Raw genomic sequence first — 25,490 nt, forward strand, 5'->3', positions numbered from 1 at the left:
AGAGTTATGTCAATTATTTTTTTATTTTGAGTAAGGAAATCCCGCTTTTAGTATTCGCTCTCTCACCCCTTGCCATTCACTTTTTTCTGGTGGCAGCTCTATTGCGATGCAGATGGCATTAGACGCATCGGCATACCTTAGCTGGTAATATAAATCGTAGGCTGCTTTTTCAGGGTTGTCAGCTAGAAGATGAAAATGGTTGATTTCCACTCCTGGTGGTTGTTGACTTGCGATAACATAAACATCTCCCTCTCTTCTTTGGCAAAAACGTGAAAGGGTTTCAAACTGGTCAAAATAGTATAAATTTTTCTGGGGTTGATAGTGACTTTCTAACTTACCCGGAACTCGAATAGTGTTTTCTTTGGGAGCGTAACGAGTGGGAATGACCGCTGCTATTGCTTTTTCATCAATTAGACCATGACGCAAAATTTGATAAGTCTCAGGATCGGTTGCATCAATTATAGTGGATTCAATGCCAATACTGCATCGACCACCATCCAGAATTAACAATTCCTGGTCTTTAAATGATTGCTTGACGTGTAACGCAGTAGTGGGGCTGACTTTGCCAAAAGGATTGGCTGACGGAGCAACTATAGGAGTGTCGAGTTTCTGTAATAATTTTTGGGCGATCGGGTGGGCAGGGCATCTTATGGCTACGGTGGATTGGCCGCCAGTAATTAATGGGTTAATTTGGTTTTCTTTACAACGTAATACCAGGGTAAGAGGGCCTGGCCAAAATTTTTTAATTAATAATTGAGCGTATTCAGGGATCTCTTCTACAAGCTCAGTTAAATCCCACTGATCTGCTACATGAACAATTAATGGATGATTTAATGGTCTGTTTTTCATGGTGAAAACAGCTTTTATAGCCTTTTCTTTATTGATCAGCGCAGCTAATCCATAAACGGTCTCTGTTGGAATGGCAACAGGTTTTCCATCTTTTAAATCAAGAATTGCTCGATTCAGATTAGTGGTTATTAAGGACATAAATGGGTCTCATTAGTGGTTTTATATAATAAAGGAAACAGGCCGAAGAGAATGGGTAACAACAGAGCATTATTTTTACACAGATCGCCCTGCTAATGGAATAGTAAAGAATAAAAATAACTGTAAAAGAATCTAATTTGCGGCAGTTCTAATCCAGATTATTAGATCAGCTGCGAAGTACATCTTAACTGATACAAAAGAACAGTTGGATAATTTTTTGATTAGGCATTGGATGATCTTATGACTTTAAGACTGTTGGACTCTCAATCCAACAGTCTTAATCAGGGTATTAAAAGCGAATGATTCATCTAAACACGATGTCCTACCTGAATCACTTATAATTAGATATAGCTCTCGTAATGAGGTGTCCACATTGTTGCATCAATGGCTTTATCAATTTCAGTGTCGTTCATCGCATTGATATGCCCTTCTTTGATGCCCTGTTTGATTACGGCTTTGGCTATATGTCGGCTCACTTCTCGAATCGACGAAAGTTCCGGCAAAAGACGTCCTACTCCAGTTTCAACTGCTGGTGCCAACTCACTTAAGGCAATAGCCGCAGCCATCATCATGTTATCCGTGACTCTTTTTGCTTTACCTGCAACAACACCTAAACCGACCCCCGGGAATATATAAGAATTATTGCATTGAGCGATATCGTATTTTTGACCGTTAAACTCAATTGGATCAAATGGACTCCCGGTTGCAATTAATGCCTTTCCAGAAGTCCAGTTTAACAGGTCCTCAGGAACAGCCTCTACACGGGATGTTGGATTTGATAATGGAAATATTATGGGTCTTTGACAATAACCAGACATCGATTTGATCATGGATTCGGTAAACTGCTTGGGTTGTCCTGATACACCAAGGAGTATAGTCGGTTTTGCATTGATGATTACATCGTTTAAGCTGATTTGCCCTGAATTGTGTATGTTCCAGTTTTTTAATGATTGCTGGGGTTGAGTGAATCCTTTTTGAAACGGTAACAGATCGGTCATGCCGTCATGAAGTAAGCCATTTCTGTCGACTAAATAAAAACGAGATCGAGCTTCAGCCTCAGCCAAGCCCTGGCTCATCATGGCATGAACCAGTTGTTCACTGATGCCACAACCAGCAGAACCTGCGCCTAGCAATGCGATGCGCTGATCTTTTAAGGGAGTACCGGCAACTCGCGTTGCAGCAATAATCGCTGCGACAGCTACTGCAGCCGTACCTTGTATGTCATCATTAAAGGTACATAATTGATCTTTATAACGTTCGAGTAATGGATAAGCATGTTGTTGGGCAAAATCTTCAAACTGCAGTAAAACGTGAGGCATATGCTTTTTGATGCTTTGTACAAATTGATCGACAAAGTCGTCATAGTCTTTACCTGAAATACGTTCATGTCTCCAGCCAATATATTCTGGATCATTCAAGCGCTCTTGATTGTTGGTTCCGACATCGAGAATGATTGGGAGCGTTTTAGAAGGCTCTATACCACCACAACTGGTATATAGGGACAATTTGCCAATAGGAATCCCTAAACCTCCGGCTCCTTGATCACCTAAGCCAAGGATTCGCTCACCGTCGGTGACGACAATAACGCTTATGTTTCGTGATGAGGCAATTGATTTGATTATCTCATCCATCTTATCCCGTACGGGGTAACTTAGAAATAAACCTCTCGGTTGGCGGTAAATATGAGAAAATTGTTCGCAAGCCAAGCCGACTACTGGAGTATAAATAATAGGCATTATTTCTTCCAGATTTTCAATAATAAAACGATAAAAGAGTACCTCATTATAATCTTGCAGAACTCGTAAATAGATGTGCTTTTCTAGTGGGGTTTCTTTTAAGTTATAAGCATCACGGCAGCGGGCAACCTGTTCTTCAATGGTCTCAATAGTTGAAGGAAGCAGGCCATGTAATCCATATCGATCCCGTTCTTCTGTGCTAAAAGCAGTGTTTTTGTTGAGTAGTGAATCTTTTATTAATTCCATCCCATGTTTTGTTATTTTTACAGTCATTGCAACACTCCTTGTTAGTATTCACAGGAATTACGAAAATCATCCAATCTCTTGATACATCTAGTGTAGTTGATTTTTATATATTTTGTAGTGATATTCTGTTTTGCCTTTTAACCTTCATCAGCATAAAATGATTTTATTTGTCATCAGAAGATAGGGATGTATAGGGTGTTACTTACGTTAACGGAAAAAATGATGGATGGCTGCTTTTCTGTGGTTCCAAGGCAAAAGCCACAGCCTATGCATATTGAACATGCAAAGATCATTGCGCATAGAGGCGCCCATAATAATTCCAGAGGAATTATTGAAAACACCCATGAAGCATTCCATTTGGCAAGAGATGCAGGGTGCTGGGGAATCGAATTAGATGTACACGCTACTGCAGATGGTGTCTTTGTTGTAAATCATGATATAACACTTAATCGATTGTGGGGGCATGATGCGACCATTACCGATTTGACATTTAACGATTTACGCTCTTTAGTACCGGATATTCCTTCGCTTGCAGAAGTGATTGCTGAGTACAGTAGTGATTTGCATTTATTCATAGAACTCAAATCACCATTTAAGGATGAGCTCGCTTTGATGAACACTTTGCGAGGATTGTCACCCGCCAAAGATTTTCATTTGTTAGCTTTAGACGCCTCTATTTTTGGTTCATTGACTTTGTTTCCCAAAAAATCATTACTATTGGTTGCAGTTCATAATAATGTGAAGCAATTTTGTGAATTGAGTATCAGGGAAAATTATGGCGGCGTTATGGGGAGTTATTTGCTTTTAACTAATAAGAAAAGAAATAAACTCAATGAAGCCAATCAAGTGTCCGGGGTGGGCTTTGTGAACTCCAAAAACAGTTTGTACAGGGAGTTAAACCGAGGAGTAAACTGGATATTTACTAATCAAGCGATAGAAGTGAGTCAGTATTTGCACCAGCTACGTTCAGAAAAAAATAAATAATTACTGTTCTGGTGATGTTATTGAAGTGGGCCCTCTTCAGGAAAATAATTTAAAGAAAGGAGTGTTCGAATAAATGGTGCAAGGGATTATTCATTTTTATAAAGCGTTTAAAAACTCTTGGAATGGCCTTAAATATGCCTGTCGTTTTGAGTGGGCATTTAAATTTGAGCTCGTGCTTTTAATCTGCGCCATACCTTGCGCCTTTCTACTGGGGAACAACGCTGTAGAATATATACTGTTGATTGGATCAGTATTAATGCTTCTTGTTGTTGAGTTGCTTAATTCAGCAATTGAAACCACTGTAGATAGAATTAGTTTGGAACAGCATCCTTTGTCAGGTCTGGCTAAAGATCTGGCATCTGCAGCAATTTTTGTTGTTGGGATTAATGCCGCGCTTACCTGGGGGATTATTCTTGTCTATACGTTATTCTGAATCTATAAGGGGCATTGCAAAATGCCCCTTATTGTTAAGCTGTAAATTGATTAATGGATCGTGTTAAACGATTAACCAATTCATCAATTTCATCTTCACTGATAATTAAAGGCGGTAATAGTCTGACGACGGTATCTGCTGTTATATTAAACAAGACTCCATTGGCAAGACCGATAGCTCGCATGTCTGTTGCAGGTCTGTCCAGCTCTATACCTATCATATAGCCTTTGCCTCTTATGGCTTTAACATGAGGATGTTCCCCCAGGTTGCTAATTAATTTATCCATAAGCAGTCCGCTGTTTTTGGTTACTTTTTCGCAGAGTTTATCGCGTTCGATTACATTTAAAACAGTCAATGCGGTCGCGCATGCCAGGGAGTTACCTCCAAATGTTGAACCATGATTGCCAGGTTTAAACAGATCTTTAGCCCTTTTACTCATGAGACAGGCACCAATGGGTATCCCATTTCCCAGCCCTTTGGCAGTGGTTAGAATATCTGGTTGAATAGCGTAATGCATGCAGGAAAACAGTTTACCGGTTCGGCCATTACCCGTCTGGATTTCATCTAAAATAAGCATCCAGTCATGTTGTTCGCAGAGCTGGGCTAATGATCTAAGGTATCCTTCTTCAGCAGGATAAATTCCGCCCTCGCCCTGAATAGGCTCTAACATGACAGCAACCACGTCTTCTCTGTTGGCGGCTATAGTATGTATGGCATCAAGGTCATTAAAAGGTGCTCGAATAAATCCGGGAACCAATGGCTCAAAACCTGCTTGAACTTTGCGGCTGCCCGATGCAGTTAAAGTAGCCATTGTCCGTCCGTGGAACGCTCGTTCCATTACAATAATAGAAGGCGTTTCAATACCTTTTTTATGACCAAAAAGACGGGTTAATTTTATGGCTGCTTCATTAGCTTCAGCACCTGAGTTGGCAAAGAACACTTGATCCATTCCAGCCATGGCAGTAAGTTTTGCGGCAAGTAATTCTTGTTCTTTAATGTGAAAAGTATTAGAAGTATGCAGTAATTTTGCTGCCTGTTCCTGAATGGTCTGTGTCACCTCGGGGTGTGCATGGCCAAGCCCACAAACCGCTATTCCGCTCAAACCGTCGAGATATTCTTTTCCCTGTTCATCGTACAGCCAAACTCCTTTACCATGCGTAAAGGTTACGGGCATTGGATTGTAGGTCGTGATTAAAGCCATGATGTCTCCCTTTCGTCCTTAAAAATTATTTCATATTTTTGCTAACAAAATCCCAGTTTACTAACGACCAGAATGCATTAATGTAATCGGGGCGTAAATTTCGGTAGTCGATGTAATACGCATGTTCCCATACATCACAAGTTAATAAGGCGGTTAACCCATCGGTCATCGGAGTGCCTGCATTACTGGTGCTAATAATTTTCATCGCTCCAGTAGCATCCTGGACAAGCCAAGCCCAACCGGAACCGAAGGTCGTTGCTGCAGTCTGGGTGAATTGTTCTTTGAAGGCTGCGAAGGTGCCGAAATTTTTATTAATCGCTTCAGCCAGTGTTCCTTTAGGTTCACCGCCGCCATTTGGACTAAGGCTATGCCAATAAAATGTATGATTCCACACCTGGGCAGCATTATTAAAAATCCCACCTTTTGCCTTCATGATAATGTCTTCAAGGCTCATTGTTTCAAATTCAGTACCGACAATGAGTTTGTTTAAATTATTAACGTAGGCATTATGATGCTTGCCGTAGTGGTATTCCAAAGTTTCTTTCGATATATGAGGCGCAAGCGCGTCCAGGGCATACGGTAATTGAGGCAGGGTAAAAGTCATTATAATCTCCGATTTATAAAGCGCTTAGTGTAGCAGGATGGATACGATATTCAATGTGCTTGAAATAGCATTTTATTATCAGTACTTACGAAAATCGCCCAATCTCTTTGTTAAAAGGAATGGTTAATTCGGTCATTTAGCGGATCTAAACTCCCCCATTAACAATTCCATTTGCCTCGGACCTGGGGGAGGCGTAAGTTCTGATTATTTTTTTTGTAAAATTAGTGTATACTATTAGTCCAAATTGACTTGTTTTATCAAATAACACCTCTTATTGGTGAAATAGCATCAGGTTGCCAGCTTGGTTGATTTACTGCATCATAATGCAAACGCGAATCATTAGTTGCGACCTTGTCAGGTTTTCGCCATAATTGGTAGGATTTATTTATTTAAAAGGTGCATAAGTGGATACTTTAGATAAAATTAAAAAGCAAATTGAAGAAAATGCAATTATGCTTTATATGAAAGGAACACCCAAGATGCCACAATGTGGGTTTTCTGCCCGCGCAGTCCAGTGCATTGAAGCTTGTGGTGTAAACTTTGCCTATGTTGATATTCTTGCTAATCCAGATATTCGTCAGGTTCTACCTCAGGTTTCTGATTGGCCTACTTTCCCGCAACTCTATGTGAAAGGTGAATTGATTGGTGGTTCAGACATTATTGCTGATATGTTTCAGCAAGGTGAATTGGAGCCCATGTTACGTGATGCGATTGCTGCATAATTATAATAATAGCGTGAAGATAACTTCGCGTATTGCAATGGAGATCATAGAATGAGTGTATTAGTTGGGCGTAAGGCACCAGATTTTACTGTAGCTGCAGTAATGGGTACTGGTGAAATCGTTGATAAATTTAATTTACATGACCATTTAAAAGGTAAATACGGCGTTGTCTTTTTCTACCCACTGGATTTTACTTTTGTGTGCCCATCTGAGCTGATTGCCCTTGATCACCGGATTGAAGAGTTTAAAAGCAGAAATGTTGAGGTGGTCGCGGTTTCTATTGACTCTCACTTTACTCATAATGCGTACAGAAATACCCCAGTAAAAAATGGGGGTATAGGACCTGTTCGTTATACTATGGCTGCAGATATGACTCATAGCATCTGTCAATCATATGGTGTTGAGCATCCTGTTGCTGGTATTGCTTTCCGTGGCGCATTTATCATTGATACTAATGGAATGGTTCGATCCCAAATTGTTAATGATTTGCCAATTGGTCGAAATATTGATGAAATCATCCGTACAATAGATGCCGTTCAATATTTTGAAGAACACGGTGAAGTCTGTCCTGCCGGTTGGAAAAAAGGTGATGCAGGTATGAAAGCTTCTCCGCAAGGTGTCGCCGCATATCTGGCTGAGCATTCTGATTCTTTATAAAAAGCTATAATCCGGGAGCGTTTGCCATCATTTTATGATGAGCCACGTTTCCGGATAATGTTTCCCGCCAAATTATCACATCGACAGTTTACGCCATTGATTCGTCATGACACAAAATAAATCTGCAGTTTTCTCGGCATCGTAAATAGCTGAATGAGCCTCGTGAGGATCAAAATGGATTCCTGCCGCATGAGCCGCTTTCGCCAATACGGTTTGTCCATAAATCAAGCCACCCAGGGTTGCGGTATCAAAGCAGGTAAATGCATGAAATGGTGATTTCACTCCTGTTCTTTTAATTGCTTCTTTTATGAATAATAAATCAAACCAGGCATTATGTCCGACCAGCACCGCTCTTTGACAGCGTGTTTTCTTTAACGCGGTGAAGATTGGTTGAAATAATCGTTCCAGTGCTACTTTCTCATCCACTGCAAAACGTAAAGGCTGGAATGGGTCGATTTGGTTAAATTCCAGAGATTTCTGGTCTAATTCCGCGCCAGAAAAAGGTAGGATGTGTTCAAAATGACTTTCACCCCGTTTTAGTTGTCCCTCAGAATCCATTTCAACTAAAACAATACACATTTCTAAAAGCGCATTTTTATGAGGCACTAAACCGGCAGTTTCAACATCAACAACTACAGGTAAAAAACCACGGAATCGTTCTTTAATATTGATACTTAAAACAGTATTACTCTTGGTCATATATACTCCAGGGCAGCGTTTGTCCTGCAGCCATTGGAACGACCTGATTCTGTCCAAAAGGCATTTCCTTAGGAATGTTTTGCGGGATTTTCATCAGTTCAATCTGTTCTTTATTTATTGGTAATTGATAAAATTCAGCACCAAACTGACTCAAAAAATGATTGAGCTTATTTAACTGATTGAGCTCATCAAACATCTGGGTATAGAGGGCAACGGCAAACGGAGCCGAGTAAATCCCGGCGCAACCGCAGGCATTTTCTTTTGTTGATATTGCATGAGGGGCGCTGTCTGTACCTGCGAAAAATTTGGGGGAACCACTGCTGATCGCACTTTGCAGGGCTCGTTGATCCCTCTCATGTTTTAAAATAGGCAAACAATAATAATGAGGTCTTAACCCTCCGGCTAATAGATGATTACGATTATATAAAAGATGATGAGGGGTAATTGTGGCTGCAACAGTCTGGGGAGCTTCACCAACAAAATCAACCGCAGATTGGGTCGATATGTGCTCCAGTACAATTCGCAATTTTGGAAAGTTAGTGATTATGGGTTTTAAATATTCATCTATGAATAATGCCTCTCGCTCAAAGATATCACTATGAGTTACTTCTCCATGGATTTGTAAGACCAGATTATTGCTCTGCATTACTTCAAATAATGGATAAAGTGCATGTAATGATTTGGCACCTGCCTCAGAATTGGTTGTGGCACCTGCCGGATACAATTTTGCGCCTAAAATATAAGGATCTGATGCCGCTGAGTGCAGTTCATCGGCTGACACAGATTCATTCAGATAAAATGTCATGTAGGGAATAAAAGAATTACCTTCAGGTATAGCAGAGACTATCCTCTTCCTGTAGCTTTGTAGTAATGGCAAGGTAGTAAGTGCGGGGTTTAGATTTGGCATAACTAATGCGCGTGCAAAATGTTGAGCTGTTGCTGGAACCGTATGTAACAATTGGTCCCCGTCCCTGAGATGAACATGCCAGTCATCTGGGCGGTTAATAATTAGGGTGTGCATAATAAAGATTCCTGCATCATTGCCGATACATAAGGATATCATGAATTAGGTCATTGGGATGAGCAAAAAATGGCACTTGGACATATTTCAGGCAAAAATATATTGGCAAGTTTTGTGAGTAGTATGCTCTACATGACGAGTGCCATAGCAGTGCCACATATAGATTACGCCAGTCCTATGGGCGATGAACAATGGAAAATGAGCGGAAATCCTCTCCGTTGTGGATTATCACTTGTCATTCCAAATTACGGTATTGGTTATTTTGAACAATACGCAACAAAAACGCCGCATTTTATCTTACGTAAATGGGATCAAGTACAGAAATCATTGCCTGCTCAGGTTGTAGCCAAACCTCCTGTTTGGAAACCACTTTTATTAAATTCGTATGTAGTTGCACGCTCCTATATTAAACCTGGTGAATATGGCATCTATCTCAATCGCGAGCCGGCATTAAAATTATTAGTTTTTTTATCACAAGGATATCAGGCTAATTTTAATTATTTATCAGAGGAAGGCTTCAGTGTCACAGTATCTCTCTCTCCTGTTCGCTTTCAGAAAGTATATTCAAAATATCAACAGTGTCTGGGTGGGTTATTGCCCTTTGACTATGAGGATGTAAAAGAAACAGTATTTCATTTTGGCATTGACAGTAAAATGTTAACCGATGAAGACAAATCTCAGTTGCGCCGAATTGCTCAATATGTTGCAGCTGATATGCAGATTGATGTGATTCGAATTGTAGGCTATGCCGATGAGAGCGGTCGCAAGGGATATAATAATGCGGTTTCTCAATTTAGGGCTGAAGCCGTAAAAAATTATTTACTATGGCTTGGTGTACCTAAAAGAAAGTTGTCTGTAACCTGGTTTGGGGCTCTAAAACCCATTGCACGAAATGATACTGATGAAGGGCGTGCAGCAAATCGGCGTGTTGTCATTGAGCTGATAAAAAAATAACCTCGTCGTTCATAGTTTGCTATGCTGCTGATAGTATTCAATTATTTGTAATTTATTCTTGACTTCTATGCGGTCACTTTAGATACTCTTAAAGTTACTGACATAAACGCTTCAAATGAAGCGTTGCTGCTCAGGACTTACAAAAAACGCCCAATCTACTCGTTAAAAGGAATTTTTAAGTCGGTCATTTAGTTTATCTAAAATTCCTCATTAAAAATTTCTTTTGTCTCGACCTTGGGGGAGGGCATAAGTCCTGTGGTTTTGATTGATGCGTTATACAATAATGGAATTAATAAATACCCGATGGAGAGAGGCATGATGAGTTTAAAAAAGACAACAATAGCGTTACTGGTTTTAGGTAGCGGAGCAGCATTTGCGGGTACAATGGGCCCCGTCTGTACTCCCGGTAATGTCACTGTTCCCTGCGAAGCGACTGCTTGGGATGTAGGTATAACTGCATTGTATTTACAACCAGTTTACGATGCTAACTGGGGTTATAACGGTTTTGTTGACGTTAATAATTACAGACATTGGCATGATTTTGATGGTGATTGGACTTGGGGTTTTAAACTTGAAGGTTCTTATCACTTTAATACAGGTAATGATATTAATATCAATTGGTATCACCTGGACGCTGATACAGATCACTGGGCCTTTATCGATCAGCTGTATCAATATAACACCAAATGGGATGCCGTTAATGCTGAACTAGGTCAATTCGTTGATTTTAGCGCCAACAAAAAAATACGGTTCCATGGTGGCGTTCAATATGCGCACATTAATACACAGGTGAATCGTCATTTAAACGGGGTATATTTAGATGGTTATCATTCCGAGTTTAATGGTGTTGGACCACGAACCGGAATTGATATGAATTATGTATTTGGTAATGGATTCGGTATTTATGCAAAAGCAGCTACAGCAATTCTCGTTGGTACCAGTAAATTCTACGATAACTGTGGAGTTTGCGGTAATGCTTATGGTTCTAAAAATGCTATGGTACCTGAGGTTGAGGCTAAATTAGGCGCTGATTATAGTTATGCTATGGCTCAAGGTGATTTAACTTTGGATGTAGGTTATATGTGGTTTAATTATTTTAACGCCTTACATAATAATGCAGCGCGAAATGTAGGACTTCCTAGCAGTTTTGAGACTGACTTTTCAGCTTCCGGTCCTTACATTGGTTTAAAATATGTTGGCAATGTTTAATCGGACAGTGTTTACCAACAGATAAATAATTGAGGCATCCACTTTGGAGTCAATTCAAGTGGATGTTTTTTTGTGGGAAAAAAAGCTGATTTGGCGGAACTAATAAATCTCACTCATCACTCAATCGGAGACAAGGTATGTTTCATGTTAAAAAAATAGCAGTAACAGTTGTTCTTTTAAGCAGCAGCACCGTTTTTTCAGGTACCATGGGGCCAGTCTGTACTCCAGGAAATGTAACCGTTCCTTGCGAGAGTACAGCCTGGGATGTTGGTTTAACCGCATTGTATTTACAACCCATAGAGGATGCTAACTGGGGTTACCGCAGTATTGTACCTGTGGCCGGATATGATCATTATAATGATTGGAATCATGGTTTTGACTGGGGGTTCAAACTGGAGGGCTCCTATCATTTTAATACTGGCAATGATCTCACTGTTAACTGGATGTATTTAAATCCTGTAACTAATGGTTATTATGGTATCGCTGATCGTACGTTTCATCATGAATTGAAATGGAATGTAGTTAATGGCGAGTTAGGTCAGTTCGTTGATTTTAGTGTGAACAAGAAGATACGATTCCATGGTGGTGTTCAGTACGCGCAAATTAAAGGCAGTCTTGATAATTATCGAGGCGGTGTGTTTTTTACTCATGCTGATTCAGAGTTTAGTGGATTCGGGCCTCGCACTGGTATTGACATGAATTATGTGTTCGCCAATGGAATTGGAGTCTATGGTAAAGCAGCAACTGCTGTATTGGTCGGGACCAGTCGGTTTTATGATGGATTGTTCTTAAATTACGGTTCGAAGAATGCGATGGTTCCTGAAGTTGAGGCCAAGTTGGGCGCAGCTTATACTTATTCAATGGCTCAAGGTGATTTGATTCTGGATGCAGGCTATATGTGGTTTAATTATTTCAATGCATTACACAATACAATTGCTATTCCTATTGGCGGCGGGGTTGAAGGCGATATTGCTGAATCGGGGCCCTATATCGGTTTGAAATATGTGGGTCATGTATAAAGAAATGCATATAAAAAAAGTTTTTATCACCCATTTGAGCACAGTTTTAAATGGGTGAATCTCTACTCTAAATGCCTTAATCAGGAACACGGGGGTTGAAAAAACGATAAATCGCCCCCTTAATAATGTAAAACTAAAGTCAGATCTTGAGTGATGTTAGAAATTTAACATTTGCTCAAAATTTACAACACGTGCTTAAAAAAACGCTATCCCCATGAAAATATTCAATTTTTTCACCAAAATTCTTGACATCTTTAAAATCAGTGCTGATACTCATATCGTTGCATGCTTCGAAGCTGAACTACGGATGCATGCTATTGACAACTCTAAAAGGTGAGTTATCAATAAAATGGGAACTCAATAATAATTTAGTGGAGACAAGGCATGTTTAGTTTGAAAAAAACAGCAGTAGCTGTTCTTGCTTTAGGTAGCAGTGCAGTGTTCGCCGGTACTATGGGACCAGTTTGCACCCCAGGTAACGTTACTGTTCCTTGCGAAAGAACTGCTTGGGATATCGGAATTACTGCCCTGTATTTGCAACCAGTTTACGATGCTGATTGGGGATATCGTGAAATCGTTCGTATTAACGGTTTTGATCACTTCCAAGATTTGAATCAAGATTGGGATTGGGGTTTCAAATTAGAAGGCTCCTACCATTTCAACACTGGAAATGACATCAATGTTAACTGGTATCATTTGGATACAGATAACGACGGGTATTATTCTAATATGATTGATCATTACCGTCACAATGACAAATGGGATGCTGTTAACGCTGAGCTAGGTCAATTCGTTGATTTCAGTGCCAACAAGAAAATGCGTTTCCATGGTGGTGTTCAGTACGCAAGAATCCAAATGGATCACAATTTTTACACCAGTGGTATCTTCGCTGCCAACGCAAACTCTGAGTTTAGCGGTTTTGGACCACGCACCGGTCTTGATATGAATTATGTATTTGGTAATGGTTTTGGTATCTATGCTAAAGCAGCTACAGCAATTTTAGTTGGTACCAGTAGTTTCAATGATGGACTGAACTTTGCTTACGGCTCTAAGAACGCGATTGTTCCAGAAGTTGAAGCTAAGTTAGGCGCTGATTATACTTATGCAATGGCTCAAGGTGATTTGACTCTGGATGTTGGTTACATGTGGTTTAATTACTTCAATACCTTGCATAACTCAGCATCTCCGGCAGGCTTTGAAAGTGATTTCTCAGCTTCTGGCCCATACATTGGTTTGAAGTATGTTGGTAATGTGTAATTTGTTAACTTTTTAAGAAATTTCAGCAATACTGTTGACTTTATTTAAGTCCGGCTGGATAATTTATCAAGGTACGCTCTCGATTAGAGCGAAGAATGCGTACTGTTGCTGATTACTATTAAATTGGTAACGAACGGAAATTAATAATAAAAAAGTGGAGATAAGCATGTTAAATTTGAAAAAAACAGCGGTAGCTGTTCTTGCTTTAGGTAGCAGTGCAGTGTTCGCTGGTACTATGGGACCAGTTTGCACCCCAGGTAACGTTACTGTTCCTTGCGAAAGAACTGCTTGGGATATCGGAATTACTGCCCTGTATTTGCAACCAGTTTATGATGCTGATTGGGGATATCGTGAAATCGTTCGTGTTAACGGTTTTGATCACTACCAAGATTGGAATCATGATTGGGATTGGGGCTTTAAATTAGAAGGCTCTTACCACTTCAACACTGGAAATGACATCAATGTTAACTGGTATCATTTAGATACTGATAACGACGGTTACTTCTTCGGTAATGTCAATCACCACTATCGTCACAACATCAAATGGGATGCTGTTAACGGTGAGTTAGGTCAATTCGTTGATTTCAGTGCTAACAAGAAAATACGTTTCCATGGTGGTGTTCAGTACGCTCGAATCCAAATGGATCACAACGTTTACGATTTTGGCGTTTTCGCAGCTAACGCAAATTCTGAGTTCAGCGGTTTTGGACCACGTACCGGTATTGACATGAACTACGTGTTCGGTAATGGTTTCGGAATTTATGCTAAAGCAGCTACTGCAATTTTAGTTGGTACCAGCAGTTTCAATGATGGACTGAACTTCGCTTACGGTTCTAAGAATGCGATTGTTCCAGAAGTTGAAGCTAAATTAGGTGCTGATTACACTTACGCAATGGCTCAAGGCGATTTGACCCTGGATGTTGGTTACATGTGGTTCAATTACTTCAATACTCTGCATAACACAGCAAGTGCAGTTGGTTTTGAAACTGATTTCTCAGCTTCTGGCCCATACATTGGTTTGAAGTATGTTGGTAATGTGTAATTTCTTATTAACTTAAGAATTATTTTAGAGCCCGTCATTAAGGTGATGGGCTTTTTTTTTACGTAAGGGAGTATTTATGATAAAAAAGACGACTTTAGCTGTATTGGGATTAGCAGCAAGTAACTTTGCAGCTGCTGGTACTATGGGACCAGTGTGTACACCCGGAAATGTTACTGTTCCTTGCGAGGCAAGACTTTGGGATATTGGAGTTCAGGCTCTATATTTAAGGCAAGTATATGATGCTGATAAAGCTTATCAACATGATACCTTACCTTTTAGAGGTTTTCGTGAAGTAAATAATGAATGGGATTGGGGATATAGACTAGAAGGTTCCTATCATTTTAATACAGGCAATGATGCAACAGTAACCTGGGTTCATTATCAAAATGACTCAAACCGAGATGGCTTTGTTGGTTTAATTCCATTTTCACAACAATTTGCTCCATTATCTTCACCTTACCGAATTGAAGATGATACCTATTTTGATCAGGTTAATCTGGTGTTGGGTCAGCATGCAGATTTTGGTTTGGTTAAAAATATGCGATTCTATGGTGGATTGCAGTATGCTAATATAAATGATAAAGCAAACTCTTATTTTTACCGATCACCTGCACAATTAGTTCGCTTAGGAATTGATGCTGTTTATCAATATGAAAAAACAGACTTTAAAGGGGTTGGTCCTGTAGTAGGCATTGATTATTCATATGATATAACCAGCGCATTCAGCGTTACAGCAAATGGCGCAGGTTCAATTCTTTATGGAACAAGTCGCTTTAATTACGGGTATGTTGGTACACCTCTAGGGGCAGTATTGTTGGATCGCTATGGCACTAAAAAAGCAATTGTTCCCAGTTTAGAAGCTAAACTCGGATTAAATTATGCTTATGCTATGGCTCAAGGTGTATTGAATATTGAAGGCGGTTATCAAGTAATGAATTATTTCAATGCCTTACAAACAGTTGGAATTGGTGGTTTTACCACAGTTCGGGCTAACAGCAGTGATTATGGTCTTTATGGCCCATATTTCGGTGTGAAATATGTAGGTAATGCCTAATAAATCAATTATTGATAAAAAGCCCATTGTACATGGGCTTTTTTTTATCATTATCAAGCTGAATGTTAAATAGAACAGTACTGAAAAAATTACATAGAGAGCATAGATTAAATTTGTTAATTCATTATTAAAATTGACTTTTTCATTTCAACAACTAAAAAGAACAATGCCCATTGATTTATATAAACTAATTAATCCTGCCTATAAAGGTCTTTTCTAATCTGCAAATAGATCCTGATTTAACTCTAGCCATCAAGAAATTGCCACGATATAATCCCTCGTCTGTTCGATGTTGATGTAAAAATAATACACAGGAGTACCCCGCATGAAGTTTAAGAAAATCATATTGGCCCTGGCCTGTTTATCAACACCTTTATATGCGGAAAATGATCAACAACTTCAGCGTGAAATTCAACGTTTGCAACATCAGGCTCAAGATTTACAGACTCAACTTGATAGATTGCAAAAGCAATTAGTGTCGCATAGTAAATCACATGAACCTGCTACAGTAAAACATGCAGCGAAAAAAAGTACCCCCCAAGCAGCTCCTGCAGTCACTAAAGGCAAGAAAAAAAGAGATAAATATTATTCGACTCATGTAACGGTACATGCTCCAGAAGCACATCCCGAATCAATAGGGTTCTATCCGACCGCTCTTGTTGCGGATAATCGGGTCGTAACTTATATTGCGGGTACACCTGTTGTGAGTTCACCCTATTTGGGAGATAGACCGGCTTTTGATGGTTCAGATTACATCGTCAATATTTCGAGTATCAACCGGGATATTCGCTTGATGCAACAACGTCGACGTCTCTATAGAGCATATCAAAGTATTGGCTACCCCGTACCACAGATGCCGATTATCGCGCTGAGTGGAAAGTCTGAGCCCGTAGGTGTAATTAACAATCCTTTTAGAAGTAATACAAATGGCGATCTAACCTTAGGATCAAGTGAGTTGGATATCGCTGCTGCTCTTAATCAGAATGTTGAAGCCTATATCGCTATTGCCTACGATGAGAGCCCTCCAGCAGTAGGTCCTCGCATTAATAATTCGGCATTTAATCTCAATATGGGCTTTGTGAATATCGGTAATCTGGATAAAACTCCGCTGTATTTTACAGCAGGACAGTTATATGTACCTTTTGGCCGTTACTCAAGTTCCATGATCAGTGCCCCTTTAACTATGAATGTCGCACGCACCAAAACAAGGCCGTTTATTTTAGGTTATAAATCTCAGGAAGATACCGGCCCATTTGCCGCAGTCTATGCCTATAGAAGTGACACGATATTAGGGAGGTCAGGAGTAGGCGGTGTAAATCTGGGATATATATTTGAATATCAAGAAGTTACAGGTGAAATTGGCGCGAGTTACATCAGTTCGATAGATGATGCGGCAGGAATGCAAAGCACAGGCTCCACTGTAGGCACTACGTTTGGTGGATTTGGTTCAATTACCAACGGTAATGAAGCAGTACGTAAAACTCAGGCCATGGATGTACACGGCAATATAGGGTACGACCGATACAATTTCACTGCTGAATGGGTAGGGGCTACCCAGGCTTTTAGACCACAGGATTTGAGTTTTAATGGTAGAGGCGCAAGACCACAAGCTGCTCAGGCTGAAGTGGGTATGACATTTAGAGCATTTAACAGACCCTCATCAATTGGTCTTGGTTATCAATGGTCTAAAGATGCATTAGCTTTGAATTTACCGCAACAAAGGTACGTTGGTGTATTCAACATATCGATATGGAAAGATACTGTTGAAAGTCTGGAGTATCGACATGATATAGATTATGGCGCAACTCAATTTGCAAATGGTGCAGCCCCTGCTGGATTTGTAAATCTTCCTACCCTGGGGACAGGACGTTCAGCAGATACCGTGTCAGCCCAAATCGGTGTTTATTTCTAGGCATCATCTTATCCAATAATGCAGTCTGCTAAAATGAATCTATTTTCAGACTGCAATCCAATTCGCGTTTATAGGTCAAAGCATCCCGACGTTCCAGATAATCTGTGCTATCTTTTATCTTATATCACCCTTTCAAAAGGATTGGAGCATGCGAAAAACCTGCACCATGCATAGGGATATTGTTTCAAGTGATCCAATTGAAGTCGCTTCTGTTCGCATGATTTGTTCAATAATGATGTTCCTTCTTTTGATAGTCATAGGGACGACAAAAGCAAATGCAGCAAAAATTATAGAATTAAATATACAAGGTCCCATAGGTCCTGCAACTGTGGATTATATCGATCGCGGTATAAATAGTGGGCAGAATGCCGATTTAATATTGGTAATAATCGATACACCTGGTGGTCTTGACGATGCAACACGATTAATTATCCAAAAATTCTTAAATTCGAAAATCCCTATAGTGACCTATGTAAGCCCGATTGGGGCGCGTGCTGCCAGTGCAGGAACCTATTTATTATATGCCAGCACTGTAGCGGCTATGGCACCTGGCACTCAATTAGGTGCTGCAAGCCCTATCAGTTTAAATTCTGGAATCTCTCCGGACAGTAACGTAAATCAATCAACAACTATGAATAAAAAAATGACTAATGATGCAGTTGCTACAATTCGCGCTCTGGCCCAATTAAGAGGGAGGGATCCTGATTTTGCTCAAAATGCAGTAATTAACGCCACTACATTAACAGCGATTGAGGCACATAAATCAGGGGCTATTAACTATATTGCTACCGATAAATACAATTTACTTGCTCAATTAAATGGCATAACCGTAGTGCAAAATAATCATAAAATGACGCTCAATACGGATAATCCACAAATCGAACGAATCAATCCTGATTGGCGAACTCGGTTTTTATCAGTGATAACAAATCCGACTGTTGCTTATCTGTTAATTCTGCTGGGGATTTATGGCATTTTCTTTGAGTTGTTAAACCCCGGATTTGTTCTTCCTGGAGTGGTTGGTGCGGTTTCAATGCTTCTGGCATTATATGCTCTTCAGCTACTCCCGGTAAATTATGCGGGATTATTATTAATTGTATTGGGTATGGCATTTCTTATTGCTGAAGCATTTACTCCAAGTTTTGGGGTACTCGGTGTGGGCGGAACAATTGCTTTCGTGCTCGGATCCATCATGTTAATGAATACTGACTATGCGGCGTTTCAAATAGCTTGGTCCACTATTTGGGCTATGGCGTTTTTGAATGTTCTAATATTCATTGTTCTCTTGGGGATGATAATAAAATCACGCCGTCAAAAGGTACGAAATGGATTGATTATGTTGGTGGGGGCAAAAGGAAGAGCATTAGGAGACATTAATCCAGATGGACAAGCTGTTATTCGTGGTGAGATTTGGAGCGTTCGGGCAAAAGCGCCCATTGCGGCCAATAAAAATATAAAAGTGATATTAATCAATGGGTTATTATTGGAGGTTGTAGAGGATTTAACTGCTGAATGACACAAGGTCATAGGGATTAAATAATTCTAGGGAGACGATGATGGGCGCTTTTTTGGGCGTAATATTGATAATACTTGGATTGCTACTTGTTTCAGCAGTTAAGGTCTTCAGAGAATACGAACGGGGCGTAGTGTTTATGTTGGGACGCTTCTGGAAAGTGAAAGGTCCGGGTTTAGTATTGATTATCCCTGTTGTTCAGCAGGTTGTTCGGGTTGATTTGCGTACTATAGTAATGGATGTGCCCAGTCAGGATGTTATTTCCAAAGACAATGTGTCAGTTCGTGTTAATGCAGTACTGTATTTTCGGGTAGTGGTACCTGAAAATGCAATTATCCAAGTGGAAAATTATTTCGAAGCTACAAGTCAATTAGCTCAGACTACACTGCGATCAGTACTCGGGCAACATGAGTTGGATGAGATGCTGTCAGAACGAGAACGATTAAATAGTGATGTGCAGAAAATATTGGACTCTCAAACGGATAATTGGGGTATAAAGGTATCCAATGTTGAGATAAAAAGAGTAGATTTGGATGAGAGTATGATACGGGCTATTGCCAAGCAAGCAGAGGCTGAGCGTGACCGAAGAGCTAAAGTAATTCATGCTGAAGGTGAACTTCAGGCTTCTGAGAAATTATTACAGGCTTCACAAGTACTTGCGCAACAGCCTCAGGCAATGCAATTGAGGTATTTGCAAACCTTAGCCGCGATTGCTGGAACAAATAATTCAACGATTATATTCCCCATGCCCATGGAGCTGGGTGAGATATTATCTCAAATGGTTTCTAAAAAAAATAAATGATTTTTAAGAGTTCAAACTTTCGTTTGAGCAGTTTTTATGATAGAACTCTATTTTTTAGAAGCAATGAGGTTTAACAGTGTCAATTAAGTCAGATAGATGGATTGAGAAAATGGCGCGTGAGCAGGGTATGATCTCCCCATTTCAATCCGGACAAGTAAGGGAAAATGAAGGCGGCCGGATTATTTCTTATGGTGTGTCGAGCTATGGGTATGATGTTCGTTGTTCTAATGAATTCAAGATTTTTACAAATATCAATTCTGCCATTGTCGATCCCAAAGCATTTGATGAAAACAGCTTTGTTGATGTGACATCTGATGTCTGTATCATACCGCCAAATTCATTTGCTTTGGCGAGAACAGTTGAATATTTTCGAATTCCCCGAAATGTACTGACTATTTGTTTGGGTAAGTCTACTTATGCTCGTTGTGGAATCATCGTGAATGTAACTCCATTAGAACCTGAGTGGGAAGGACATGTGACTCTGGAGTTCTCAAATACCACAACGTTACCTGCTAAAATTTATGCAAATGAAGGTGTGGCGCAAATGTTGTTTCTAGAAGCAAGCGAAGTTTGTGCTGTTTCGTATCGTGATCGTGGTGGAAAATATCAGGGACAAACTGGTGTAACCTTACCTCGTACTTAGTCACCAATGAGAATTTTTATCCCGTATTCGCAGATAATACGGGATTCACGAAAAATGTCCGTCCTTATTAGGGTACGGCCATGCTAGGTTGAACCTGAACTCAACCCTGACCGTTCTACCAAGATTCACCATCCCCACCTGACCTCTTATAGCTTCATGATGCTTCCATCGAATGGGTTCCTGGATCTTATCAAACGTTAATCATCTTTTGGCAAGGGGCACGTTGCTCGGGAGGCATCGACACGTTCGCGCAGCTCTTTGCCTGGTTTGAAATGAGGACTGTGTTTTGCTTCAGTCACCACTTTTTCTCCAGTCTTGGGATTATGAGCATTTCGCGGTGGCCGATAATGCAATGAAAACGATCCAAATCCCCTGATTTCGATTCTTTGGCCATTAATAAGCGCTTCACTCATTAATTCCAAAATTCTATTTATCCCATCAGCTACTTGTTTTTCTGAAAGATGCGTCATTCGAGCAGCGATGTGTTCAATGAGTTCCGATTTAATCATACCCACCTCGTTTTGTCGCGTGTTCTAAAGTCTGCTACCAAGACACATCAGGTGCTGACAATTTTCCTTTGTTTTATAAGTATAGACGGGGTAAAAAATTATTCAATGTTTTCAAGCCAGTTAGTTAAAATTTGTTTTCGAACATGAATAAATACAGGGACAACCCCCCAACTCATCTGCAATTTTGTGCTGTTTATCCGTGTAAAATCACTGTTCTGTAAAGGCTTGCTCGTTGTAATTACCGTTTTAATTAGTGGTAAATGACTGAGCAGCGAATTGACTTTTTCCCAGGTCGTACCAAAGAAAGTGGTGGAATTAATAAAAATAAGCGTTGCTTCTCTTAAATCTAAATCGGCATCCAGAATATTGCTCTTGATAATCTGGATGTGTTCGGTTCGCTCCCTATAGTCAGGATTAGCTGCCAGTTTTTGGACTTGGGAGCAAGCACTTGCATAGAGTTCAGGCAGGATTTCTACTCCAACGCTTTTGCGTACAGGATAAACCATACCACAAGCGATTACCGCCTTTCCTACTCCACATCCTAAATCATAAAATACAGTATCACAATCGGGATTGACCAAGGATAAAAGTGCTACAAAGGGAAAAAATTCGATTTCGCCGTAGGTATATTCAATTGCATCTTCAACCTGGTTTTGCCTTGCCTGACGAGATAGTGAGAATCCATCCACTTCAGCGTATAATTGGTTAAACACTTGAGCGTGCTCTGTCAGGTTTAAAGAGTCCTGCCAAAGTTGAATTCTGGAACGCCTTGCCTTTTGCCGAAAATAATGGACTAGCAATACGAATACAATGATTAGAATGACCAGACTTGCTGTAACATGCAAGAAGCTAAACCTCTCATCAACCATGCCGTAAACCGTCATCATTTAAAATTTTTTCTTTTTCTTCCTGACTTAAATTGGGCCATGCCTGGAGTAACACTTTTCCAGCTTCTCGTTCATTCATGGCTTGGTGATGCATTTCCCAAGGAAGTTCATCGCTAAGATAAAGTACAATAACAAAGGCGGTTAAGAGTGTAGTAAAGACAGCAAAGAGTCCAAATCGTAACTGAAACATGCTGAGTAGTTTATTACTCTTGTTTACTGCATCATTTGCTACTCGTTCGACATGATCACAACTTTCACTGGCAATGCGATGAAATTGATGAACGTCATATCGAGACAGTTGGGCGGCAATAGTTTGCGTTGCTTTGGTTGTGTGTTTTTCAATTTTATCGATACAAAGCTCTGTTAACGTTTTGAGTTTTTCCTGATGCTGCTGGAAATTAAGAGTGAATTGATTGCAGCTACGCTCCAATGTATGCAGATTGGCTTCCCCTTGCGCCAGAGCTTTTTCTGCCGTTACTCGAAACTTTGCTGCCCCAGCCTGTGATAACAATTCGTTAATTGATGCCAGTTCATTATGTAGCGTTTGAGTACAGTGCAGTAACTTGGCATTTTGTTGTTCAATTTCTTCCCGCCATTCCAACATCTTGGTTTCAGCAAGTTCAAAGTAAGCGATAAATTCGCCTGTATGTCGCAGTAACTCTTTGACGCGGACTATATCATCATCTTGATAATGCTCCATGCGCTCTCCTTTTAGATCCATCTTTTCCAGTAGAATGCTGTATACAAATTTCCTTTACTATTCTAAGTCAGGTATCACTATGAGTTCCCTGATCTGGGCTTATGGTGTTATATACCTAAGTATCTCCGGTATGGATCATTCTATAACTATAAAAATATTTTTGGAACGGCAAAATTGGAACTTGATTTGTATCTTTAATCCATCAGACATTGTTCCCTACGGTATTGGTAAGCAATACAACACGGGTTTATTCGCTGTATTTGCAGTAATTCACTCGCATTAGTGGTTATTGGTGTCCTTTCTAGAGCTCTTTTTTTAGAGCAAATGTCTAATTGATATTGGCATGTATTATGCTTCGAGTAGGAACATACCCATGCTTTTTATTATCCAAGACCTGTTAAATAACTTTAATTAAGCGAAAGAAAAAAAGTATTAGAGTTGATTTAATAAGCATTTTGCCTTTAATAGATTCGTTCTAGTGTCAAAAAATACTGTAAATTGTAAAAAGGTTGTTAATATTTCCTTAATATTGATTCATTAGAATGGAGATATATATTAGGGGTGGGAGAGAACCATGGTCGGAAACAGCTTTTTTGATAGGGCTCCTGCGAAACACGATAAAAAGCAGGCCGCATCAGAAGATACATTTATTAATGTTGGTGGAAAGCAGTTTCAAGCTTTGGCTGTGGCTTTTATTGATTATTTTAAACATTCCTCTCGTGTTAATGATTATACATTAAAGAAAATATTAGAACGTTTTTATGCTCATTATCCCAAATTCATTTCGAATCAGGCATACCTGAATCCAATGGATCGCATGGGAATGTTAATCAACAGCGCACGTAAATCTGAGGTGGTCGAATGTCTGGCCTATGCTTTACACCAAATCACCATAGATGAAGTGTACGCTCATCCATTAAATTACCGTGAAGCTTTTGATGGTCTTGATGCTAATACACCTAAAGCTTTTCTGCGTCAACCCGGTACAACCGTTCCTTCTAGTGTTCTTCGAGCTTTATCTCAAGCTTTAGGGATAACTATTGTGCTCTTTTTTACAGAACATGGAAAAGAACTGCGGCTTAGAGAAATTTATTCTAATGGCGCTCCTAATATGCTTAAAGTGGAATTAGTGTTACAAGTTAATGAAGGGAACTATTTTCCCAGAGTCAAAAATGAAGCGGATTTTGCTTATGTAGGTCAATTGGCAATTAAACCTCCTGAACCTGTTGTAAACGACGAACGCAATAAAGGTACAGTTGCTGAAATGATCGATCAGATTAAAACGGATAATAAACAAATTTTAAGAACGTACACTCAATGGCGACAGAATTTATTAATGGAAGGCTTGACGAAAGACCATCTGATAACGCTTTATATTAAATTTTTGCCATTACAAAGTTCTATTATACCGGATCCTAAATTATTTTTCTCAAGATTAACCGCCCCAGAAGGTAGAGTAGTTAAAGTTGAGGATGTTAATAACGAACACTACGTTAATGAAGAATTAGCTGGAACTTTGGCGGAGTGGATTAGCATCAATCAGGTAGATCCTGATCTTTTGCTGGATTATATGGATAAACCGGGTATGCGAACAGCCAGCCCAGCCGCCTGATCTGCTGAGTGATGTTTTGAGTTAAACCTGGCTGCGAGAACCCAGAGTACTAAATCCTTTAGGTATTGAATTGACTCCAGAGAGGAGCCAATTTCAACATGCACGGTGTTCATTTTATAGAAAACCCTGGTGTTTCATCCATTCATCATTAGCAAATTTTGACATGTAGTTACGAATGGAGTCCGGTAAAAGGACCAGGCATTTTTGTCCTTTTGTTAAGGATTTTGCAGCCTGTAAAGCAGCCCACATAGCCGAACCGCAAGATCCTCCTACGAGTAATCCTTCTTCACGAATTAATTGTCTTGCCATGTGGAATGAATCCGCATCATTTGTCTTAACATAGGCATCAATTAAATGATTATCCAAAACGTCAGGAAAGAAATCATACCCTATCCCTTCAACAAGATAAGATTTGATTTCAGTGCCCCCACCCAGTATTGAGCCTTCCGGGTCTACACCAATAATCTGAATTTTTGGATTATATTCTTTTAATCGTTTTGCTATGCCTGTTATTGTACCCCCTGTTCCGACTCCTGCGACTACCATATGTAAGTCCATACCAAAATCATCAATTATTTCCTGGGCTGTTCCATGATAATGGGCATTAGGATTATTGGGGTTTGAGTATTGATCAAGAATATGAGAATTCGGTATTTTTGCTTTTAAGTCTTTTGCCAGGGAAATGTGGCTGTCTGGGTCGTGTGATGCGGCCTCAGTCCGCGTTCTGTATATTTTTGCCCCCAGGAGTTCAAGAACGGATTGTTTTTCCTGACTCATTTTTTCCGGCATGGTGATAATAACCTTATAACCTAATACGGCTCCAGCCAGTGCGATGCCTATTCCTGTATTTCCCGAAGTTGGCTCAATCAAGGTGTCTCCAGGTTTAATCCTTCCTTCTCGTTCAGCCTGAATAACCATCTCATATCCAATGCGGTCTTTAACCGAGCCACCGGGATTGAAAAATTCACATTTGGCGTAGAGTTCGCAGTTTAAGTTGCGGCCCAAGCGATTTATTTTTACCACTGGGGTATGTCCTATAGTGGCCAGAATATTAGGGTAAATCATGTTAGTCCCTTTTTAATGAGAA

At 39.9% G+C, this 25,490-nt stretch carries 26 protein-coding genes; 16 read left to right on the forward strand and 10 right to left on the reverse strand.

Annotated elements, in window-relative coordinates; all coding sequences use genetic code 11:
• Positions 1–21: 21 nt before the first annotated feature.
• Positions 22–987, reverse strand: coding sequence for an L-threonylcarbamoyladenylate synthase (locus tag IZU94_RS16850; protein WP_203113488.1), 966 nt, complete (start codon positions 985–987; stop codon positions 22–24).
• Positions 988–1,328: 341 nt separating this feature from the next.
• On the reverse strand, positions 1,329–2,996 hold the full coding sequence (locus IZU94_RS16855; protein ID WP_203113491.1) for an NAD-dependent malic enzyme: 1,668 nt from the start codon (positions 2,994–2,996) through the stop codon (positions 1,329–1,331).
• A gap of 168 nt (positions 2,997–3,164) precedes the next feature.
• Between IZU94_RS16855 and IZU94_RS16860 the strand changes: the two genes are divergently transcribed.
• Positions 3,165–3,953, forward strand: a complete 789-nt coding sequence (locus IZU94_RS16860) for a glycerophosphodiester phosphodiesterase (protein WP_203113493.1) — start codon at positions 3,165–3,167, stop codon at positions 3,951–3,953.
• A gap of 73 nt (positions 3,954–4,026) precedes the next feature.
• Positions 4,027–4,386, forward strand: coding sequence for a diacylglycerol kinase (locus IZU94_RS16865; protein ID WP_203113496.1), 360 nt, complete (start codon positions 4,027–4,029; stop codon positions 4,384–4,386).
• A 34-nt stretch (positions 4,387–4,420) separates the two neighbouring features.
• On the opposite strand, the gene IZU94_RS16870 is transcribed toward IZU94_RS16865, so the two are convergent.
• Together IZU94_RS16870 and sodB are read right to left on the reverse strand one after the other, a co-directional pair.
• Positions 4,421–5,587, reverse strand: coding sequence for an aspartate aminotransferase family protein (locus IZU94_RS16870; protein ID WP_203113499.1), 1,167 nt, complete (start codon positions 5,585–5,587; stop codon positions 4,421–4,423).
• A gap of 25 nt (positions 5,588–5,612) precedes the next feature.
• Positions 5,613–6,191 (reverse strand): superoxide dismutase, encoded by a 579-nt coding sequence (gene sodB, locus IZU94_RS16875; RefSeq protein ID WP_203113501.1) that lies wholly within the window; start codon positions 6,189–6,191, stop codon positions 5,613–5,615.
• Between the two features lie 452 nt (positions 6,192–6,643).
• On the opposite strand from sodB, the gene grxD reads away from it, so the two are divergent.
• Together grxD and IZU94_RS16885 are read left to right on the forward strand one after the other, a co-directional pair.
• Complete coding sequence (grxD, locus tag IZU94_RS16880) at positions 6,644–6,913, forward strand: Grx4 family monothiol glutaredoxin (protein WP_238400571.1); 270 nt, start codon at positions 6,644–6,646, stop codon at positions 6,911–6,913.
• A 51-nt stretch (positions 6,914–6,964) separates the two neighbouring features.
• Complete coding sequence (locus tag IZU94_RS16885) at positions 6,965–7,570, forward strand: peroxiredoxin (protein WP_203113504.1); 606 nt, start codon at positions 6,965–6,967, stop codon at positions 7,568–7,570.
• A 75-nt stretch (positions 7,571–7,645) separates the two neighbouring features.
• Here the strand turns inward: IZU94_RS16885 and rnt are convergent, their stop codons facing one another.
• Both rnt and pyrC read right to left on the reverse strand, forming a co-directional pair.
• Positions 7,646–8,269, reverse strand: a complete 624-nt coding sequence (gene rnt, locus IZU94_RS16890) for a ribonuclease T (protein ID WP_203113507.1) — start codon at positions 8,267–8,269, stop codon at positions 7,646–7,648.
• Positions 8,256–9,290 carry a dihydroorotase gene (gene pyrC / locus IZU94_RS16895; RefSeq protein WP_203113510.1) on the reverse strand — a complete coding sequence of 345 codons (1,035 nt, stop codon included), beginning with the start codon at positions 9,288–9,290 and terminating at the stop codon, positions 8,256–8,258. Before pyrC ends, rnt begins: the two co-directional genes overlap by 14 nt.
• A gap of 123 nt (positions 9,291–9,413) precedes the next feature.
• Here pyrC and IZU94_RS16900 point away from each other — a divergent pair, with 123 nt between their 5' ends.
• The 10 genes from IZU94_RS16900 to dcd all read left to right on the forward strand — a co-directional run bounded on the left by IZU94_RS16900 (position 9,414) and on the right by dcd (position 20,695).
• Positions 9,414–10,244, forward strand: a complete 831-nt coding sequence (locus IZU94_RS16900; protein ID WP_369410906.1) for an OmpA family protein — start codon at positions 9,414–9,416, stop codon at positions 10,242–10,244.
• Positions 10,245–10,559: 315 nt separating this feature from the next.
• Positions 10,560–11,453 (forward strand): Lpg1974 family pore-forming outer membrane protein, encoded by an 894-nt coding sequence (locus IZU94_RS16905; protein WP_203113516.1) that lies wholly within the window; start codon positions 10,560–10,562, stop codon positions 11,451–11,453.
• Positions 11,454–11,590: 137 nt separating this feature from the next.
• Positions 11,591–12,472, forward strand: a complete 882-nt coding sequence (locus IZU94_RS16910; RefSeq protein WP_203113518.1) for an Lpg1974 family pore-forming outer membrane protein — start codon at positions 11,591–11,593, stop codon at positions 12,470–12,472.
• A gap of 384 nt (positions 12,473–12,856) precedes the next feature.
• Positions 12,857–13,729 carry an Lpg1974 family pore-forming outer membrane protein gene (locus tag IZU94_RS16915; RefSeq protein WP_203113521.1) on the forward strand — a complete coding sequence of 291 codons (873 nt, stop codon included), beginning with the start codon at positions 12,857–12,859 and terminating at the stop codon, positions 13,727–13,729.
• Positions 13,730–13,895: 166 nt separating this feature from the next.
• Positions 13,896–14,771, forward strand: a complete 876-nt coding sequence (locus tag IZU94_RS16920; RefSeq protein ID WP_203113523.1) for an Lpg1974 family pore-forming outer membrane protein — start codon at positions 13,896–13,898, stop codon at positions 14,769–14,771.
• A 76-nt stretch (positions 14,772–14,847) separates the two neighbouring features.
• Positions 14,848–15,825, forward strand: a complete 978-nt coding sequence (locus IZU94_RS16925; RefSeq protein ID WP_203113526.1) for an Lpg1974 family pore-forming outer membrane protein — start codon at positions 14,848–14,850, stop codon at positions 15,823–15,825.
• Positions 15,826–16,150: 325 nt separating this feature from the next.
• The gene (locus IZU94_RS16930) at positions 16,151–17,737 is read left to right on the forward strand and encodes an LbtU family siderophore porin (protein ID WP_203113529.1); all 1,587 of its coding nucleotides are present in this window, start codon (positions 16,151–16,153) and stop codon (positions 17,735–17,737) included.
• A gap of 217 nt (positions 17,738–17,954) precedes the next feature.
• Entirely contained in the window at positions 17,955–19,253 is a 1,299-nt protein-coding gene (locus IZU94_RS16935) for an NfeD family protein (RefSeq protein WP_238400572.1), read from the forward strand.
• 40 nt (positions 19,254–19,293) lie between these two features.
• The gene (locus IZU94_RS16940; protein ID WP_203113830.1) at positions 19,294–20,052 is read left to right on the forward strand and encodes a slipin family protein; all 759 of its coding nucleotides are present in this window, start codon (positions 19,294–19,296) and stop codon (positions 20,050–20,052) included.
• 76 nt (positions 20,053–20,128) lie between these two features.
• Positions 20,129–20,695, forward strand: a complete 567-nt coding sequence (dcd, locus tag IZU94_RS16945; RefSeq protein WP_203113535.1) for a dCTP deaminase — start codon at positions 20,129–20,131, stop codon at positions 20,693–20,695.
• Between the two features lie 197 nt (positions 20,696–20,892).
• On the opposite strand, the gene IZU94_RS16950 is transcribed toward dcd, so the two are convergent.
• The 3 genes from IZU94_RS16950 to IZU94_RS16960 form a co-directional block, all read right to left on the reverse strand.
• Positions 20,893–21,204, reverse strand: coding sequence for an integration host factor subunit beta (locus tag IZU94_RS16950; protein WP_203113538.1), 312 nt, complete (start codon positions 21,202–21,204; stop codon positions 20,893–20,895).
• Between the two features lie 98 nt (positions 21,205–21,302).
• Entirely contained in the window at positions 21,303–22,073 is a 771-nt protein-coding gene (locus tag IZU94_RS16955) for a class I SAM-dependent methyltransferase (protein ID WP_203113539.1), read from the reverse strand.
• Positions 22,066–22,791, reverse strand: a complete 726-nt coding sequence (locus IZU94_RS16960) for a hypothetical protein (protein ID WP_203113540.1) — start codon at positions 22,789–22,791, stop codon at positions 22,066–22,068. Before IZU94_RS16960 ends, IZU94_RS16955 begins: the two co-directional genes overlap by 8 nt.
• A 79-nt stretch (positions 22,792–22,870) precedes the next feature.
• On the opposite strand from IZU94_RS16960, the gene IZU94_RS16965 reads away from it, so the two are divergent.
• Both IZU94_RS16965 and IZU94_RS16970 read left to right on the forward strand, forming a co-directional pair.
• Complete coding sequence (locus tag IZU94_RS16965; protein ID WP_203113541.1) at positions 22,871–23,074, forward strand: hypothetical protein; 204 nt, start codon at positions 22,871–22,873, stop codon at positions 23,072–23,074.
• A gap of 291 nt (positions 23,075–23,365) precedes the next feature.
• Complete coding sequence (locus tag IZU94_RS16970; protein ID WP_238400563.1) at positions 23,366–24,403, forward strand: hypothetical protein; 1,038 nt, start codon at positions 23,366–23,368, stop codon at positions 24,401–24,403.
• A 114-nt stretch (positions 24,404–24,517) separates the two neighbouring features.
• Here the strand turns inward: IZU94_RS16970 and IZU94_RS16975 are convergent, their stop codons facing one another.
• Positions 24,518–25,468, reverse strand: coding sequence for a pyridoxal-phosphate dependent enzyme (locus IZU94_RS16975; RefSeq protein WP_203113542.1), 951 nt, complete (start codon positions 25,466–25,468; stop codon positions 24,518–24,520).
• Positions 25,469–25,490: the final 22 nt, after the last annotated feature.

This window comes from Legionella bononiensis (genome assembly GCF_016786215.1).
Taxonomy (GTDB): Bacteria; Pseudomonadota; Gammaproteobacteria; order Legionellales; family Legionellaceae; genus Legionella; species Legionella bononiensis.

What these genes read in the sequence shown, in the direction of transcription:
- IZU94_RS16850 (WP_203113488.1), bottom strand. Translation starts at nt 987, where the DNA reads ATGTCCTTAATAACCACTAATCTGAATCGAGCAATTCTTGATTTAAAA.
- IZU94_RS16855 (WP_203113491.1), bottom strand. Translation starts at nt 2,996, where the DNA reads ATGACTGTAAAAATAACAAAACATGGGATGGAATTAATAAAAGATTCA.
- IZU94_RS16865 (WP_203113496.1), top strand. Translation starts at nt 4,027, where the DNA reads ATGGTGCAAGGGATTATTCATTTTTATAAAGCGTTTAAAAACTCTTGG.
- IZU94_RS16870 (WP_203113499.1), bottom strand. Translation starts at nt 5,587, where the DNA reads ATGGCTTTAATCACGACCTACAATCCAATGCCCGTAACCTTTACGCAT.
- sodB (WP_203113501.1), bottom strand. Translation starts at nt 6,191, where the DNA reads ATGACTTTTACCCTGCCTCAATTACCGTATGCCCTGGACGCGCTTGCG.
- grxD (WP_238400571.1), top strand. Translation starts at nt 6,644, where the DNA reads ATGCTTTATATGAAAGGAACACCCAAGATGCCACAATGTGGGTTTTCT.
- IZU94_RS16885 (WP_203113504.1), top strand. Translation starts at nt 6,965, where the DNA reads ATGAGTGTATTAGTTGGGCGTAAGGCACCAGATTTTACTGTAGCTGCA.
- rnt (WP_203113507.1), bottom strand. Translation starts at nt 8,269, where the DNA reads ATGACCAAGAGTAATACTGTTTTAAGTATCAATATTAAAGAACGATTC.
- pyrC (WP_203113510.1), bottom strand. Translation starts at nt 9,290, where the DNA reads ATGCACACCCTAATTATTAACCGCCCAGATGACTGGCATGTTCATCTC.
- IZU94_RS16900 (WP_369410906.1), top strand. Translation starts at nt 9,414, where the DNA reads ATGCTCTACATGACGAGTGCCATAGCAGTGCCACATATAGATTACGCC.
- IZU94_RS16905 (WP_203113516.1), top strand. Translation starts at nt 10,560, where the DNA reads ATGATGAGTTTAAAAAAGACAACAATAGCGTTACTGGTTTTAGGTAGC.
- IZU94_RS16910 (WP_203113518.1), top strand. Translation starts at nt 11,591, where the DNA reads ATGTTTCATGTTAAAAAAATAGCAGTAACAGTTGTTCTTTTAAGCAGC.
- IZU94_RS16915 (WP_203113521.1), top strand. Translation starts at nt 12,857, where the DNA reads ATGTTTAGTTTGAAAAAAACAGCAGTAGCTGTTCTTGCTTTAGGTAGC.
- IZU94_RS16920 (WP_203113523.1), top strand. Translation starts at nt 13,896, where the DNA reads ATGTTAAATTTGAAAAAAACAGCGGTAGCTGTTCTTGCTTTAGGTAGC.
- IZU94_RS16925 (WP_203113526.1), top strand. Translation starts at nt 14,848, where the DNA reads ATGATAAAAAAGACGACTTTAGCTGTATTGGGATTAGCAGCAAGTAAC.
- IZU94_RS16930 (WP_203113529.1), top strand. Translation starts at nt 16,151, where the DNA reads ATGAAGTTTAAGAAAATCATATTGGCCCTGGCCTGTTTATCAACACCT.
- IZU94_RS16935 (WP_238400572.1), top strand. Translation starts at nt 17,955, where the DNA reads ATGATTTGTTCAATAATGATGTTCCTTCTTTTGATAGTCATAGGGACG.
- IZU94_RS16940 (WP_203113830.1), top strand. Translation starts at nt 19,294, where the DNA reads ATGGGCGCTTTTTTGGGCGTAATATTGATAATACTTGGATTGCTACTT.
- IZU94_RS16950 (WP_203113538.1), bottom strand. Translation starts at nt 21,204, where the DNA reads ATGATTAAATCGGAACTCATTGAACACATCGCTGCTCGAATGACGCAT.
- IZU94_RS16955 (WP_203113539.1), bottom strand. Translation starts at nt 22,073, where the DNA reads ATGGTTGATGAGAGGTTTAGCTTCTTGCATGTTACAGCAAGTCTGGTC.
- IZU94_RS16960 (WP_203113540.1), bottom strand. Translation starts at nt 22,791, where the DNA reads ATGGAGCATTATCAAGATGATGATATAGTCCGCGTCAAAGAGTTACTG.
- IZU94_RS16965 (WP_203113541.1), top strand. Translation starts at nt 22,871, where the DNA reads ATGAGTTCCCTGATCTGGGCTTATGGTGTTATATACCTAAGTATCTCC.
- IZU94_RS16970 (WP_238400563.1), top strand. Translation starts at nt 23,366, where the DNA reads ATGGTCGGAAACAGCTTTTTTGATAGGGCTCCTGCGAAACACGATAAA.
- IZU94_RS16975 (WP_203113542.1), bottom strand. Translation starts at nt 25,468, where the DNA reads ATGATTTACCCTAATATTCTGGCCACTATAGGACATACCCCAGTGGTA.